Annotated in this window: 17 protein-coding genes; 6 read left to right on the forward strand and 11 right to left on the reverse strand. The window is 59.6% G+C overall.

The features are described 5' to 3' along the window. The first annotated feature begins 232 nt into the window (after window positions 1-232). The 4 genes from HU806_RS08680 to HU806_RS08695 all read left to right on the forward strand — a co-directional run bounded on the left by HU806_RS08680 (window position 233) and on the right by HU806_RS08695 (window position 3,676). Complete coding sequence (locus HU806_RS08680; RefSeq protein WP_186610992.1) at window positions 233-2,044, forward strand: penicillin-binding protein activator; 1,812 nt, start codon at window positions 233-235, stop codon at window positions 2,042-2,044. Beyond that, window positions 2,044-2,406 (forward strand): YraN family protein, encoded by a 363-nt coding sequence (locus HU806_RS08685; protein WP_186610993.1) that lies wholly within the window; start codon window positions 2,044-2,046, stop codon window positions 2,404-2,406. The genes HU806_RS08680 and HU806_RS08685 overlap by 1 nt, the downstream gene beginning before the upstream one ends. Window positions 2,407-2,507: 101 nt before the next feature. Further along, complete coding sequence (locus HU806_RS08690) at window positions 2,508-3,101, forward strand: phosphoheptose isomerase (protein WP_007928463.1); 594 nt, start codon at window positions 2,508-2,510, stop codon at window positions 3,099-3,101. Next, window positions 3,098-3,676 (forward strand): BON domain-containing protein, encoded by a 579-nt coding sequence (locus HU806_RS08695; RefSeq protein ID WP_030139689.1) that lies wholly within the window; start codon window positions 3,098-3,100, stop codon window positions 3,674-3,676. Before HU806_RS08690 ends, HU806_RS08695 begins: the two co-directional genes overlap by 4 nt. Window positions 3,677-3,738: 62 nt before the next feature. On the opposite strand, the gene HU806_RS08700 is transcribed toward HU806_RS08695, so the two are convergent. From HU806_RS08700 to rplM, 7 genes are all read right to left on the reverse strand, one after another. Beyond that, the gene (locus tag HU806_RS08700; RefSeq protein WP_186610994.1) at window positions 3,739-4,152 is read right to left on the reverse strand and encodes a ClpXP protease specificity-enhancing factor; all 414 of its coding nucleotides are present in this window, start codon (window positions 4,150-4,152) and stop codon (window positions 3,739-3,741) included. Window positions 4,153-4,168: 16 nt separating this feature from the next. Then, the gene (locus HU806_RS08705; protein WP_030138559.1) at window positions 4,169-4,786 is read right to left on the reverse strand and encodes a glutathione S-transferase N-terminal domain-containing protein; all 618 of its coding nucleotides are present in this window, start codon (window positions 4,784-4,786) and stop codon (window positions 4,169-4,171) included. Between the two features lie 152 nt (window positions 4,787-4,938). Then, on the reverse strand, window positions 4,939-5,721 hold the full coding sequence (locus HU806_RS08710; RefSeq protein WP_186610995.1) for a cytochrome c1: 783 nt from the start codon (window positions 5,719-5,721) through the stop codon (window positions 4,939-4,941). Continuing rightward, window positions 5,721-6,932, reverse strand: a complete 1,212-nt coding sequence (locus HU806_RS08715; RefSeq protein ID WP_092393821.1) for a cytochrome b — start codon at window positions 6,930-6,932, stop codon at window positions 5,721-5,723. Before HU806_RS08715 ends, HU806_RS08710 begins: the two co-directional genes overlap by 1 nt. Then, window positions 6,932-7,525, reverse strand: coding sequence for a ubiquinol-cytochrome c reductase iron-sulfur subunit (gene petA / locus HU806_RS08720; RefSeq protein ID WP_186610996.1), 594 nt, complete (start codon window positions 7,523-7,525; stop codon window positions 6,932-6,934). Before petA ends, HU806_RS08715 begins: the two co-directional genes overlap by 1 nt. 256 nt (window positions 7,526-7,781) lie before the next feature. Beyond that, window positions 7,782-8,174 (reverse strand): 30S ribosomal protein S9, encoded by a 393-nt coding sequence (gene rpsI, locus HU806_RS08725; RefSeq protein WP_003205364.1) that lies wholly within the window; start codon window positions 8,172-8,174, stop codon window positions 7,782-7,784. A 14-nt stretch (window positions 8,175-8,188) separates the two neighbouring features. Next, window positions 8,189-8,617, reverse strand: a complete 429-nt coding sequence (rplM, locus tag HU806_RS08730; RefSeq protein WP_003178186.1) for a 50S ribosomal protein L13 — start codon at window positions 8,615-8,617, stop codon at window positions 8,189-8,191. 245 nt (window positions 8,618-8,862) lie between these two features. Here rplM and HU806_RS08735 point away from each other — a divergent pair, with 245 nt between their 5' ends. After that, the gene (locus HU806_RS08735; protein WP_186610997.1) at window positions 8,863-9,903 is read left to right on the forward strand and encodes an NADP(H)-dependent aldo-keto reductase; all 1,041 of its coding nucleotides are present in this window, start codon (window positions 8,863-8,865) and stop codon (window positions 9,901-9,903) included. Window positions 9,904-9,962: 59 nt separating this feature from the next. Here the strand turns inward: HU806_RS08735 and HU806_RS08740 are convergent, their stop codons facing one another. Continuing rightward, a complete protein-coding gene (locus HU806_RS08740) occupies window positions 9,963-11,099 on the reverse strand; it encodes an acyl-CoA dehydrogenase family protein (protein ID WP_186610998.1) in 1,137 nt (378 codons plus the stop codon). 243 nt (window positions 11,100-11,342) lie between these two features. On the opposite strand from HU806_RS08740, the gene HU806_RS08745 reads away from it, so the two are divergent. Beyond that, a complete protein-coding gene (locus HU806_RS08745; protein ID WP_186611077.1) occupies window positions 11,343-12,239 on the forward strand; it encodes a GlxA family transcriptional regulator in 897 nt (298 codons plus the stop codon). Between the two features lie 64 nt (window positions 12,240-12,303). On the opposite strand, the gene zapE is transcribed toward HU806_RS08745, so the two are convergent. The 3 genes from zapE to HU806_RS08760 form a co-directional block, all read right to left on the reverse strand. After that, window positions 12,304-13,398: a cell division protein ZapE gene (gene zapE / locus HU806_RS08750; protein ID WP_186610999.1), complete on the reverse strand. Its 1,095-nt coding sequence runs from the start codon at window positions 13,396-13,398 to the stop codon at window positions 12,304-12,306. A gap of 101 nt (window positions 13,399-13,499) precedes the next feature. Continuing rightward, a complete protein-coding gene (locus HU806_RS08755) occupies window positions 13,500-14,855 on the reverse strand; it encodes a tryptophan--tRNA ligase (RefSeq protein ID WP_186611000.1) in 1,356 nt (451 codons plus the stop codon). 25 nt (window positions 14,856-14,880) lie between these two features. After that, window positions 14,881-15,510, reverse strand: a complete 630-nt coding sequence (locus HU806_RS08760) for an alpha/beta hydrolase (protein WP_186611078.1) — start codon at window positions 15,508-15,510, stop codon at window positions 14,881-14,883. Window positions 15,511-15,592: the final 82 nt, after the last annotated feature.

The following is a 15,592-nucleotide window of genomic DNA, read 5'->3' on the forward strand; positions in this document are numbered from 1 at the left end:
ACGCACACCTCATGATTGGGAAAACCGCCATTGTAGCGCGTGTCGACGGTCTCGGCTGCTGCGCATCAAGGCTTGTGCACTCCCTCGCCACAGGAGTCAACAAGTCGGCTTCTATGCGGTACCACACCCTTTGAACCACCTAAATCAACCGATTCACACCACTAACATCGCGCCCCGGCCAACGCTTGGGTACAATTCGACGCTAATTTGATCTCGTATCAGGAACACTTACATGATCGCTTGCCTGCGGCTGCTCTCCGCCCTCTGCCTCGCTGCCCTCCTGGCGGCTTGCGCCAGCTCGCCCTCGTCCAGCCTTGGCGAACTTCCACGGACCCCGGATGCCAGTATCGAGCAGTTGCTCGAACAGGCCGCCCAAAGTAAAACGCCGGAACAAGCAGCGCTGTTGCGCCTGAGCGCCGCAGACCTGGCCTACCGCCAGGGCAATGCCGGCCAGTCCGCACAGATCCTGCAACAAGTGCCGATGGAACAACTCAAGCCCGGCCAGCAGATATTTGCCAGCACGCTGTCGGCCGAATTGGCGATGACGCGCAATCAGCCCAAGGCAGCGCTGACTTCGCTGGGCCATCCAAGCCTGCAGCACCTGAGCGAAATGCCGGTGGAACAGCAAGTCCGCACCGGCACCGTCCGCGCTCGCGCCCTTGAGGCCGATGGCCAGACGCTGGCCGCCGCCAAGGAGCGGATCTTCATTGCCCCGCTGCTGGAAGGCGAAGCCGCGGCGAAAAACCACGAAGCCATCTGGACGCTGATCGCCTCGCTGCCCACCGACCAACTGCAACCGACCACCACCGACGACCTCGGTGGCTGGTTGAGCCTGGCCAAGGCCGTGAAAACCGCCGGCACCCTGGAGCAACAACAGGCTGCCATCGACAGCTGGCGCGAACAGAACCCTAAACACCCTGCCGCGCTTCAACTGCCGACTCCGCTGGTCAAGCTCAAGGAACTGGCAAGCCAGCCACTCAGCAAGATCGCCTTGTTGCTGCCTCAGAACGGTCCGCTGGCCTCGGTTGCCAAAGCCCTGCGCGAAGGGTTCATGGCCGCGCACTACCAGGCCCAACAGGCAGGGCAGAAGCCGCCGAGCATCCAGGTTTACGACAGCGCCAGCCTGACCTCCATGGACGAGTTCTATCGCAAGGCGCAGGCCGACGGCGTGCAACTGGTCGTCGGCCCGCTGGAAAAACCACTGGTCAAGCAGATCAGCACCCGCCCTCAGTTGCCGATCACCACCCTGGCGCTGAACTACAGCGAAGGCGAACAAGGGCCACCGCAACTATTCCAGTTCGGCCTGGCTCCGGAAGATGAAGCCCGCGAAGTGTCCCGCCGCGCCCGCGCCGACGGCCTGCATCGCGCCGCCGCCATGGTGCCGAAAGGGGAATGGGGCGATCGCGTATTGAAAGCTTTCAGCCAGGATTGGCAGGCGAATGGCGGAACCATCGTCGCAGTCGAACGCGTCGACCAGCCCGTGCAACTGGCCCAGCAGATCGCCGACATGTTCCAGTTGCGCCAGAGCGAAGGTCGCGCCAAGAGCTTGCAAAGCACCGTGGGCACAACGGTCGCCGCGCAGCCATCGCGTCGCCAGGACATCGAGTTCATCTTCCTGGCATCGACCCCGCAGCAGGCCCAGCAGATCAAGCCGACCTTGAACTTCCAGTACGCCGGCGACGTGCCGGTCTACGCGACATCTTCAGTGTTCAGCGTCAGCGGCGACCAGAATCAGTACAACGACATGAACGGCGTGCGCTTCTGCGAAACGCCTTGGCTGCTCGACGCCAACGACCCGTTGCGCCAGCAGGTCACCGCGCAATGGCCTCAGGCGGGCGGCAGCCTGGGCCGGTTGTATGCGATGGGTGCCGACGCCTATCGCCTCGCTCCGCGCCTGGGCCAGCTCAAGGCGTTGCCAGACAGCCGGATCGAAGGCCTGTCGGGAAGCCTGGCGATATCGCCGACCCAGCGCGTGCAACGTCAGTTGCCTTGGGCGCAATTCGTCAACGGCCAGGTACAGCGGCTACCGGACACCCAGCGCTGATGCCCGACCGATCACACCTGCAAAGCGGTAGGAATGCCGAGGGCCAAGCCCTCGCGCATCTTCAGCAACAGGGTCTGCGCCTGCTGGCGCAGAACTGGTTGTGCAAACGCGGCGAGCTGGATCTGGTCATGCTTGACGGCGATACAGTAGTATTCGTCGAAGTCCGCTATAGAAAAAATACCCAATGGGGTGGCGCGCTCGATAGCATCGATGCACGCAAGCGTCAGAAGCTGGTTTACGCCGCGCAGTACTTCCTGCAAAGCGAGCCTCGCTGGGCCGACCATCCCTGCCGCTTCGACGTGATTGCCATCGACAGCAACGTCGATCAGCTGAACTGGCTACAAAACGCCTTCGACAGTTGAGCGCCCAGCCAAGCCGGACACCTTCACTTAACTTTTTTGCTCTTTGCTTTGCGCGCCGCACATGTTTGTGCCGATAAGTCGCGCTACTTAAGGTCACATAGATGGACATGCAATCGCGAATCCGCCAGCTTTTTCAGGCCAGTATCGACACCAAGCAACAGGCGATGGACGTACTTGCACCGCACATCGAGCAAGCGAGCCAAGTGATGGTCAACGCCCTGCTCAACGAAGGCAAGATGCTCTCGTGCGGCAATGGCGGCTCTGCCGGCGACGCCCAGCACTTCTCCTCGGAGCTACTCAACCGCTTCGAACGCGAACGCCCGAGCCTGCCGGCCATCGCACTGACAACCGACAGCTCGACGATCACCTCGATCGCCAACGACTACAGCTACAACGAAGTATTCTCCAAACAGATCCGCGCCCTGGGCCAACCCGGCGATGTGTTGCTGGCGATTTCCACCAGCGGCAACTCGGCCAACATTATTCAAGCGATCCAGGCCGCACATGATCGCGAAATGATTGTCGTAGCATTGACCGGTCGCGACGGCGGCGGCATGGCATCGTTGCTGCTGCCTGAAGACGTCGAGATTCGCGTACCGGCCAATGTCACTGCACGTATTCAGGAAGTCCATCTGCTGGCGATCCACTGTCTTTGTGACTTGATCGACAGCCAACTGTTCGGGAGTGAAGAATGACCCCTAATCGCCTAGGCCTACTGGCCCTGACCCTGTGCCTCGGCATCAGCGGCTGCACATCGGTGGTTAATGCCAGCCGGGAAAAGCCGATTGAAGACGACCGCGGCACCCGCACCTTCGGCAGCAAGATCGACGACTCGCTGATCGAAACCAAGGTCGGCGTGAACATCGCCAAAGCCGATCCGGACCTGGACAACAACTCGCACATCGTCGTCACCAGCTTCAACGGCGTCGTGCTGCTGGCCGGCCAGACGCCACGCGCCGACCTCAAGGCCAAGGCCGAACAGGAAGCCAGCGCTGTGCAGCGGGTCAAGACCGTGCACAACGAGCTTCAGGTGCTGCAACCCTCCTCCCTGCTGGCACGTCAGAACGATGCCTGGCTGACGACCAAGATCAAGACGCAGATGCTGACAGATGCCAGCATTCCAGGATCGCGCATCAAGGTTGTGACCGAGAACGGAATCGTTTATCTGCTGGGGTTGCTGACCAAGCAGGAGGCTGCGCAGGCGACCAATCTGGTTCAGGGTGTGTCTGGTGTACAGAAGATTGTGAAGCTGTTCGAATACATCGACTGACGTAAACAACAGGCACAAAAAAGGCGATCCAATTGGATCGCCTTTTTTGTGCCTGATTGTCGTTATTTCACCACTTTCAAGCTCGGCCGCCCACTAGGACGCGGCGGCTCGTCATCCGGTGGCGGCAGGTCATCATCCGCCTCGAGCTCTTCCTCGCCGTCCAACGGCACTTCCAGCTCGAACACCATGCCCTGGCCATTCTCCCGGGCATAGATCCCCAGGATCGAAGCGATAGGCACGTACAGCGTGTGCGGCACGCCACCGAAGCGCCCTTCGAAACTGACCGCATCGTTGTCCATGTGCAAATGACGCACGGCGGCCGGCGACACGTTCAATACAATCTGCCCGTCGTTGGCAAAACCCTGCGGCACCTGGACCGATGGATACTCGGCATTGACCAGCATGTGCGGGGTGCAATCGTTGTCCACAATCCACTCGTAGAGCGCGCGGACCAGATAAGGTCGACTGGAGTTCATAGCGGCTCCCTAAGCCTTAGCGCATGTCACGTTCGACACCAGACAGACTCGCCTGGAAAGCCTCACGCGCAAATTGGCGCTCCATATAATCAAGCAGCGGCTTGGCTGGCCGCGGCAGTTCGATACCCAGGATCGGCAAACGCCAGAGTATGGGCAATAGGCAGCAATCCACCAGACTTTGTTCCTCACTCAGAAAGAACGGCTTGTCGACGAACAGCGGCGACACGCCCGTCAGGCTTTCTCGCAACTCCTTGCGCGCCACCACCCGCGCCGGCTCCTTGGTCCGCGGATCCAGGATCAGATCCACCAACCCGCACCAGTCACGCTGGATGCGATGGATGAGCAAACGACTGTTGGCACGCGCGACTGGGTACACCGGCAGCAAAGGCGGATGCGGATAACGCTCATCCAGGTATTCCATCACCACGGTCGACTCCCACAACGCCAGGTCACGATCGACCAGCGTAGGCAGGCTGCCGTAAGGGTTCACCTCGATCAGCTTCGGCGGCTGACGGCCCGCTTCAACGTAAATGATCTCGGCGCTGACACCCTTCTCTGCAAGTACGATGCGTACCCGGTGGGAATAGTGGTCGGCGGGGTCGGAGTAACAGGCCAACCGATTGGTCACGCCCATGGCGATCCTCCTCGCTTGTTGAAATTATCGAAAAACGGAAAAACGAGCGCGCCCAGAGGGCGTCTCCCGTAACCACCTGATCAACCAGGCTCGTTACACCTTCAGAGACGCCCTTGGGCGCGCACGATTAACAGCAACGGCTTACAGCTTTATCAATGCACGTCTTTCCAGTATTCACGCTTGAGCAGGTAAGCGAATACGAAGAAGAACGCCAGGTACAGCAATACATACGTACCGATGCGCTGATGCTCCAGCTTCACCGGGTTGGCCGAGTAGGCCAGGAAGGTCACCAGGTTCTTGACCTTCTCATCGAACTGCTCAGGTGTCAGGGTGCCAGTGTTCGGCACGATGGTCAGCTGATCGCAGGCTTCATGCGTCAAAGCGGTGCCGGTCAGCGGATCATATTGCTTCTTGCCGTCCTCGACGATCTGAACCTGCTTGCAGCCTACCACTTGACGACCCTGAAGGCCGACCAGAACGTTCGGCATGCCGACGTTCGGGAAGACTTTGTTGTTCACACCCCAAGGGCGCGCAGGGTCTTCATAGAACGAACGCAGGTAGCCGTAGAGCCAGTCGGTACCACGCACGCGTGCCACCAGCGTCAGGTCCGGCGGCGCTGCGCCGAACCAGGTCTTCGCGTCCGCAGGCTGCATGCCGATGTTCATGTGGTCGCCCAGCTTGGCGCCGGTGAACACCAGCTTCTCGAGCATCATCTCGTGAGGGATACCCAGGTCATCGGCCACGCGCTCGTAACGCTGGAACTTGGCACTGTGACAGCCCATGCAGTAGTTGGCGAACGTACGGGCGCCGTCTTGCATGGCCGCTTTGTCGGAAACGTCGATGTCGACCTTTTCCAGTTCCGGCCCACTCGACGTGGACGCAAAAGACAGTACAGGCAACGCAGCAAGAATCAGTACAGAAAATAGCTTTTTCATCAGCCAGTCACCCTTTCCGGAACCGGTTTGGTCTTCTCGAGCCTGGTGTAGAAAGGCATCAGAATGAAGTAGGCGAAGTACAGGAAGGTGCAGACCTGCGACAGCAGCGTCCGTCCCGGGGTCGGCGCCAGTACGCCCAGCACGCCCAGGATCACGAACGAGATGCAGAACACCCAGAGCCAGATCTTGCTCAGCCAACCCTTGTAGCGCATCGACTTGACGGGGCTGCGGTCCAGCCACGGCAGGACAAACAGCACCGCGATAGCCGCGCCCATGGCGATGACGCCCAGCAGCTTGTCCGGAACCGCCCGCAGGATCGCGTAGAACGGTGTGAAGTACCAGACCGGCGCAATATGCTCAGGCGTCTTGAAGGCGTTGGCCTGTTCGAAGTTCGGCTTCTCGAGGAAATAACCACCCATTTCCGGGAAGAAGAACACGATGGAGCAGAAGATGAACAGGAAGACCACGACGCCGACGATGTCTTTCACGGTGTAGTACGGGTGGAAGGCGATGCCGTCCAGCGGTACGCCGTTCTCGTCCTTGTGCTTCTTGATATCGACGCCATCCGGGTTGTTCGAACCCACTTCGTGCAGCGCCAGGATGTGCAGCACAACCAGGCCGAGGATCACGATCGGCAGCGCCACGACATGCAGGGCGAAGAAGCGGTTCAGGGTAATGCCCGAGATCAGGTAGTCACCACGGATCCACTGGGTCAGGTCGTCACCGATGACCGGGATTGCACCGAACAGCGAGATGATCACCTGGGCGCCCCAGTAGGACATCTGGCCCCACGGCAGCAGGTAGCCCATGAAGGCTTCGGCCATCAGCGCCAGGTAGATCAGCATGCCGAAGACCCAGACCAGCTCACGCGGTTTCTGGTACGAACCGTAGAGCAGGCCACGGAACATGTGCAGATAGACCACGATGAAGAACGCTGAAGCGCCGGTGGAGTGCAGCAGACGCAGGATCGAGCCGTACTCGACGTCGCGCATGATGTACTCGACGGAGGCAAACGCCTCTTCCGCCGACGGGGTGTAGCTCATGGTCAGCCAGACACCGGTAACGATCTGGTTGACCAGGACGAGCAAGGCCAGGGAGCCAAAGAAATAGAAGAAGTTGAAGTTCTTCGGTGCGTAGTACTTGCTGAGATGGTCTTCCCACATTTTGGTCGCGGGAAAGCGCGCATCAACCCAATCCATGAATTTGCTCATCACGCTTTCTCCGTATCGACGCCAATGACAATGATGTCATCGGTCTCATAGGAATGCGGGGGAACCGGCAGGTTCAAAGGTGCAGGCTGCGATTTGTAGACGCGACCGGCCAGGTCATAGTGGGAGCCGTGGCAAGGGCAGAAATAACCGCCAACCCAGTCCTTGCCCAAGTCGACAGGCGCGACTTCGGGACGGAACGTTGGCGAGCAGCCCAAGTGGGTGCAGAGGCCAACCAGAAGCAGGATCTCCGGCTTGATCGAGCGCGTCTCAGGGTTGACGTATTCCGGTTGGACCGAGTTCTTGGAAGAGGGATCGGACAGCTGGCCCTCGATCTTTTTCAGATTCCCCAAAATCTCCTCTGTACGGCGGACGATGAACACCGGCTGACCACGCCATTCAGCAATCATCTGCTGCCCTGGCTCGATCTTGCCGATATTCACTTTCACCGGTGCACCTGCGGCTTTCGCCTTGGCACTGGGAAACCATGACCCCACGAACGGGACCACGGCCCCCACCGCTCCTGCAGCACCCACCACGGATGTGGCTGCTACCAGGAAGCGACGCCGGCCTGCATTCACGCCGTCATTGCTCATTCAGTCCTCTCCCATCAGCTTTGTGGCCTGTTAGATCAGGCGTCTACTAAGTAAAAATCTGAACTTATAAAAATTTTGCCGAATGGTAATGAAAACCCCCAATTCTGACAAGGTAATTACCATGCGGCCAAACCGCCAAGCCTTGTAGTATAGGGGCTCTACGAATGTGGCAAGTTGTCACAGAGCAATTATTTCGCCCATAAAAAAACGCCCAGCTCCGTGAGGAACTGGGCGCCTTTTGAACGCGGAAGCGAAATTAACGCTTCGAGTACTGCGGACGCTTACGCGCTTTACGCAGACCGACTTTCTTACGTTCAACTTCGCGAGCATCGCGAGTTACGAAGCCAGCTTTACGCAGTGCGCCGCGCAGAGTTTCGTCGTAATCCATCAGGGCGCGAGTGATGCCGTGGCGGATTGCGCCAGCTTGACCACTTACACCACCACCGATAACGGTGACGTAGATGTCGAATTTTTCGACGGTCTCGGTCAGTTCCAGCGGCTGACGAACTACCATGCGGGCAGTTTCGCGGCCGAAGAAGTTATCCAGGGAGCGGTTGTTGATGGAGATGTTACCAGTGCCCGGACGCAGGAAGACGCGTGCGGTTGCGGTCTTGCGACGGCCAGTGCCGTAATTTTGAGTCGCCGACATAATGAACTATTCCGTTAAAACTTCAGTTCTTGGGGCTGCTGAGCAGTATGAGGGTGAGCAGCGCCCGCATAAACCTTCAGCTTACGATACATGTCGCGACCCAGTGGGTTTTTAGGCAGCATGCCTTTAACCGCGGTCTCGAGCACGCGCTCAGGGGCTTTGGCGATCAGCTTTTCGAAGTTGATCGACTTGATGCCGCCAGGAAAACCGGAGTGGGAGTAGTACATTTTGTCAGTGGTTTTAGCGCCAGTAACACGTACTTGCTCAGCATTGATGACGACGATGTAGTCACCGGTGTCAACGTGAGGGGTGTACTCAGGCTTGTGCTTGCCACGCAGACGGCTCGCGATTTCGGTGGCCAGACGACCCAGGGTCTGACCAGCAGCGTCGACGACAAACCAGTCGCGCTTTACTGTTTCCGGTTTAGCAGTAAAAGTTTTCATTCTTTATAGCCTCAGGGGCCGCCCTGTAAATTAGACGGCGGATCTTACTGAATAGTGCGTACTTTGACAAGTCAAAGGCAGCCGGATACAGACGCTTTCGGGGGCTCGGGTCGGCGCGTCCGTTCAACGGCAAGATTCTTCGGCGGCGGCGCATCACTTCCACTGCAGAAAGAGGTGCGCAATTATGCAGATTGCGAAAAATATTTCAACCTGCTTTTATGATTGTTTTGCCCAAGGAGTCCCCGATGGACTATCGCAAGCTAGGCCGTACCGATCTGAATGTCAGCGCCTTATGCCTCGGAACCATGACCTGGGGCGAGCAGAACAGCGAGGCCGAGGCGTTCGCCCAGATCGAACGCGCCAAGGGTGCCGGGATCAACTTCCTCGACACCGCCGAAATGTACCCCGTACCGCCCAAGGCCGAGACCTACGCCACCACCGAGCGTTACATCGGCAACTATTTCAAGAGTCGCGGTGACCGCGCCGACTGGGTCCTGGCAAGCAAGATCGCCGGCCCCGGCAACACCATCGATTACATCCGCGACAAAAATCTAAAGCACAACCGCCGCCACATCGTCGAAGCGTTGGATGCAAGCCTCAAGCGCCTGCAGACCGACTGGATCGACCTTTACCAATTGCACTGGCCGGAACGCAGCACCAACTTTTTTGGCCAGCTGGGCTACACCCACAAGGCCAACGAAGACTTCACGCCGCTGGAGGAAACCCTCGAAGCCTTGGACGAGCAGGTCCGCGCCGGCAAGATCCGCCACATCGGCCTGTCCAACGAGACGCCTTGGGGCACCATGAAATTCCTCGCCCTGGCCGAGGCCCGTGGCTGGCCGCGAGCGGTGTCGATCCAGAACCCGTACAACCTGCTCAACCGCAGCTTCGAGATCGGCCTGTCGGAAATCGCCATTCGCGAGCAATGCGGCTTGCTGGCTTACTCGCCACTGGCGTTCGGTTTCCTGTCGGGCAAATACGAGAACGGCGCACGGCCGGCCAAGGGTCGCCTGACGCTCTACAGCCGCTTCATGCGCTATTTCAATCCGCAGTCGGAAGCAGCCTGCAGCCGCTATGTGGCACTGGCTCGCGAACACGGCCTGGACCCGGCGCAGATGGCCCTGGCATTCGTTACCCGGCAGCCGTTCGTGACCAGTAACATCATCGGCGCCACAACCCTGGAGCAACTGGACAGCAACATCGCCAGCTTCGACTTGAAGCTGTCGGACGAAGTGCTGGCGGGGATCGAGGCGATTCACAAGGATCATCCGAATCCCGCGCCATAACTCAAGCGGAACGCCCCTTGCACCGATCCGACGCCGAGCGTCGGATCGGTCACGCCGCATTACAGCGACCGCGCAATGATCTCCTTCATGATTTCATTGGTCCCGGCATAGATCCGCTGCACCCGCGCATCCGCCCATGCCCGGGCGATCGGGTATTCCCACATGAAGCCGTAGCCGCCATGCAACTGCACGCATTCGTCGAGCACCTTGCATTGCAGGTCGGTGCCCCAGTATTTCGCCATCGCCGCGGTCGGCACGTCGAGCTTGCCTTGCAGGTGCAGTTCCAGGCAGCGGTCGACAAAGACCCGGCCGATCTGGATCTCTGTGGCCATTTCCGCCAGTTTGAAGCGGGTGTTCTGGAAGTCGGCGATGGACTTGCCAAATGCCTTGCGATCACGGGTGTAGTCCAGCGTCCACTGCAGCGCCGCTTCGGCCGACGCCAGGCCACCGATGGCGACGGTCAGGCGCTCCTGGGGCAACTCTTGCATCAGGTAGGCAAAGCCCATCCCTGCCTGCCCCAGCAGGTTTTCCTTCGGTACGCGAACATCCTGGAAGAACAGTTCGGAGGTGTCCTGGGCCTTCATGCCGACTTTTTCCAGGCGCTTGCCTTTCTCGAAGCCGGGCGTGCCCGCTTCCACGAGGAACAGGCTGGTGCCCTTGGCCCCCGCTTTCGGGTCGGTCTTGGCGACGACGATGACCAAGTCAGCCAGGAAACCATTGGTGATGAATGTCTTGGAGCCGTTAATGACATATTCATCGCCATCCAGCACCGCCGAGGTCTTCACACCTTGCAGGTCAGAGCCGGCGCCCGGCTCGGTCATGGCGATAGCCGTGACCATTTCACCAGACACCAGTTTTGGCAGGTATTTATGCTTCAGCGCCTCGCTGCCGTAATGCAGGATGTACGGCGCGACAATATCGGAATGCAGTGAAAAGCCGATCCCGGTCAGCCCCAGGCGGCCGATTTCCTCGATCACCACGGTGCTGTAGAGAAAGTCCGCATCCAGTCCACCGTAGGCCTCCGGCAGATGCGAGCACAACATCCCCGCCTCCCCTGCCTTGTTCCAAAGCTGACGGTCGACATGCCCCTGTTTTTCCCACTGGCTGTGGTACGGCACGGCTTCTTTTTCAAGGAAGCTTCGTACCGTGTCTCGAAACAATTCGTGCTCGGGACTGAACAGGGTTCTCGGGATCATGACGTACCTCTGGTTATTGTTCGATGGCTTATCCGACACAGCCTAAGCCTGGGCTGGATGACAGGACACTGGACACATGCGACAAAAAATAAGACGATCCAGCCGTCTGGTGACCACTATCCCCTATAAAAATAAAGATCAATTATGTCCATGCACGTCTCCACGCCCTTGCGGCGCGTCAGCATCCTGGCAACCGACCGGGTTTTCGCTTCCACCCTCATGCAGGCCAAGGATTTTTTCCACCTGGCCAGCCTGCGCTATGGCAAACAACTGGGCCACGGCCTGACGCCGGCATTCGAAACCCGGCTGGTCAGCCCCGATGGCAAGCCAGTCAACAGTTTCAGCGACGTGATCATGCCGGTGGACGGCGGCCTGGAAGACACCGACGTGATCATCCTTCCGGCTTTCTGGGATGACTTCGCGATCCTGTGCCAACGCCACCCTCAAGTCCTGCCGTGGCTGCGAGAACAGCATGCGCGCGGCGCGGTACTCTGCGGCGAAGCCACCGGCGTCTTCTGGCTGGCCGAGACCGGGCTGCTCGATGGCAAGGAAGCCACCACCTACTGGCGTTTCTTCAATGCCTTCAAGGAACGCTTTCCCCAGGTGCACCTGAACCAGGACAAGCACCTGACCGACGCCGACAACCTGTTCTGTGCCGGCGGCACCACATCGGCATGCGACCTTTACATCTACCTGATCGAACGGTTCTGCGGCGCCAATGTGGCCCAGGCCGTGGCGCGGGACATCTTGTACGAAGTCCAACGCAGCTACTCGCCCGGACGCATCGGCTTCGGTGGCCAGAAGCTGCACCAGGACGTGATCATCCTGCAGATCCAGCAATGGCTCGAGGAGCATTTCGCCGACAAGTTCCGCTTCGAGGACGTCGCGCGCGAACATGGCATGAGCATCCGCAATTTCATGCGCCGCTTCCAGACCGCCACGGGTGACAAGCCCCTGCATTACCTGCAACGACTGCGCATAGAAACCGCCAAGGGCCTGCTCTCCGGCAGCCGCAAGAGCATCAAGACCATCAGCTATGAAGTCGGCTACGACGACGCGAGCTTCTTCGCACGGCTGTTCCGGCAACATACCGACCTGTCGCCGAACCAGTACCGGCAGCAGTTTCAGCAGGCGGCATGAAAATCATCTGACCGAAAAAATAAAAAGGCCTGCAATCGCAGGCCTTTTTCTATTGTCCGAATCCTTACGGCTTATGCGCCCGCGACAGGAATTCGTGGGATTGCATCTCCAGCAAACGACTCAGGGTCCGCTGGAATTCGAAGGTCAGGCGACCGCCGGTGTACAGATCCTTGAGTTCGACTTCAGCCGAGATGATCAGCTTCACGTTGCGGTCGTAGAACTCGTCGACCATGTTGATGAAGCGGCGAGCGATGTCGTCAGTGGTGACGCTCATCTGCTCGACGCCGCTGATCAGCACGGCGTGGAAGATCTTGCCCAGTTCGATGTAGTCGTTCTGGCTGCGCGGGCCGTCGCACAGTTCGCGGAAGTCGAACCACGCCACGTCGTCACAGGTGCGGATGGCGCGGATCTCGCGGTTCTCGATGATCAGCACATCGTTTTCCACCGCCTGGGTGCATTCCGGCGTCAGGGCGCGGAAGCTCTTGCGCAAGCTCTCTTCAGCGGCGGCGTCCAACGGGAAGTGGAACAACTCCGCTTGCTCAAGGTGGCGCAGGCGATAGTCCACTCCGCTGTCGACGTTGACGACTTCAGTGTGTTCCTTGATCAGCTTGATCGCTGGCAGGAAGCGCGCCCGTTGCAGGCCGTCCTTGTACAGGCCGTCCGGCACGATGTTCGAGGTGGCGACCAGGGTCACGCCATTCTTGAACAACTCTTCCATCAGCGTGCCAAGGATCATCGCGTCAGTGATGTCGGACACAAAAAACTCATCGAAGCAGATCACCCGGGTCTCGTCGGAAAAACGCTTGGCGATGATGGTCAACGGGTTCTTTTCGCCGCCCAGGGTCTTCATTTCCTCGTGCACACGCTTCATGAAGCGGTGGAAGTGCGTCCGGGTCTTTTCCTTGAACGGCAGCGCTTCGAAGAAGGTGTCCACCAGGTAGGTCTTGCCACGGCCGACACCGCCCCAGAAGTACAGGCCCCTGACCGGCGCCTGGTCTTTTTTGCCGAACAGCTTGCCCAAGAAGCCCGGCTTGTTGTTCGAAGCGGCAATCAAGTCGTCGTACAGGCGCTGCAAATGCCGCACGGCCGTTTCCTGGGCTGCGTCGTGGAAGAACTCCGGGCGTTTCAGATCAGCTTGATATCGTTCTAGGGGCGTCATATTCGTTAGCAAGGCAACAAAAACGGGCCGTCACTGTAGCGACGGCCCAGAAGAATGGCAATCGGCCCTTATGCGGGCCGATGATCGGGTAACGCGTTCGATCAGTCCTGCGCTGGCGTCAGGGCGACGCGCAACGCAGCGATGGCCGCATCCCGGGCGGCAATGTCGGCGAAGGCCGGGCTGTTCGCCACGCACTCGCCGTCGAGCCAGACGCTGAAACCCAGCTCGTCGCTGCGTACATCCAAGGCTTGGCCGGACTGCAACTGCTTGGTCACCTGCCCTGCCGTCTTGCCGTCGGCAAAGTTGTCCGAGAGCAATAATTGCTCGCCATCGGCAGAAAGCAGGCGGAAGCGGAAGCTGCCGTCCTCGTCGCGGAAACTGACGAAACGTGCCGCCTTGGCTGCTTTCTTTTTAGTCTGGGTGGCGACTTGGACCTGACTGACGAAGGACCGCAGGCCAACGGCCTCGCGCAGTTCGTTGAGGAACGGCGTTGCCACGGCCCGGGCTTTGTTCGCGCCCAGTTGCAGGATGTCTTCAAGGTCCGATGGACGCTCGATGAACTGGTGATAACGCTCGCGCGCTTCACCCAGCTCGCTGTCGAGCAACTGGAACAGGCGGTTCTTCGCCTCGCCCCAACCCAAGCCCTGCAACAGCTCGCTACGGAATTCGGCGGACTGCGCCGGGGTGGCGAACGCCTGGAACAGCGTGAACAGGTGCGAATTGTCCGGATCCTTGGCTTCGCCCGGCGCGCGGGAATCGGTGACGATCCGCGAGATCGCGTCCTTCATGTCCTTGGCGCTGCTGAACAATGGGATGGTGTTGTCGTAGCTCTTGGACATCTTGCGACCGTCGAGGCCCGGCAGCGTGGCAACGCTTTCTTCGATCAGCGCCTCGGGCATCGTAAAGAACTCTTTGCCCTGGCCAAACAGGTGGTTGAAGCGCTGGCCGATGTCCCGGGCCATTTCCACGTGCTGGATCTGGTCGCGACCGACCGGCACCTTGTGGGCGTTGAACATCAGAATGTCGGCGGCCATCAGGATCGGGTAGCTGTAGAGGCCCATCGTGATGCCGGCGTCCGGGTCTTCGCCGGCCTCGACGTTCTTGTCCACCGAAGCCTTGTAGGCGTGGGCGCGGTTGAGCAGGCCCTTGGCGGCGACGCAGGTCAGCAGCCAGGTCAGTTCCGGGATTTCGGGAATGTCGGACTGGCGATAGAACGTCACGCGTTCCACGTCCAGGCCACCGGCCAGCCAGGTGGCGGCGATCTCCAGGCGCGAACGCTGGATACGCAGCGGATCATCGCACTTGATCAGGGCGTGGTAGTCGGCCAGGAAGTAGAACGAATCGGCATTGCTGTCGCGGCTGGCAAGGATCGCCGGACGGATGGCGCCGGCATAGTTGCCCAGGTGCGGGGTGCCGGTGGTGGTGATGCCGGTCAGGATACGGGTACGCGTCGTCATGGGTTTATCGCTTGTCAGACTGCTGTCAATTCGAGAGGCGCGGCAGGAGCAGATCCTTGAGATCGGTCAGCTTGCCATGAAAAAAGTGTCCGCATTCTGCCACTTTCAGCAGCTCGTGGGGGCGCTGCAGCGTGTCGGACCATTCGTAGACAAGCCGGGGATCGACGACTTCATCGGTTTCAGGCTGGATCACCGTCAACTCGCCACCCGTCGGCAAGGGCGATTGTTCATTCAAGCGCATCACGGCAGGTGCGACCATGAACAGGTGCTTGAGCGCCTGGCCCTGGGCTTGCAACCGACCGCCGAGGGTCGCGGCGACAAAACCGCCGAAGGAGAAACCGAACAGCGTCAGGGGCAAACTCGGGTGTTTTTCCAGCAGCCAGGCGGCCGCGGCCTGGGCGTCGTCCACTTCGCCGGTGCCCATGTCATGGCTGCCGGCACTGGCACCAACGCCACGATAATTGAAACGCAACGTCACCAGGCCAGCATCCCGGGCAGTGCGTTGCAGGGTCGAGACGACCTTGTTGAGCATGGTCCCGCCCTGCACCGGGTTCGGGTGGCAGATCAGCGCCAGGCCACGGGGCGCTTCGCTGTCCAGGTACAAGGCTTCCAGTTGGCCCACAGGGCCATCGATGAATACAGGGGTTTCGCGCATAAGCAAGGGAAAGAACTCCGTGACCCCGAATGGGGTCGACTCGTCTAGCTAAAAGTCTGTGCCTGGCATGATTGCGATGTTC

The organism is Pseudomonas sp. SWRI154 (assembly GCF_014268645.1).
GTDB lineage: Bacteria > Pseudomonadota > Gammaproteobacteria > Pseudomonadales > Pseudomonadaceae > Aquipseudomonas > Aquipseudomonas marvdashtae.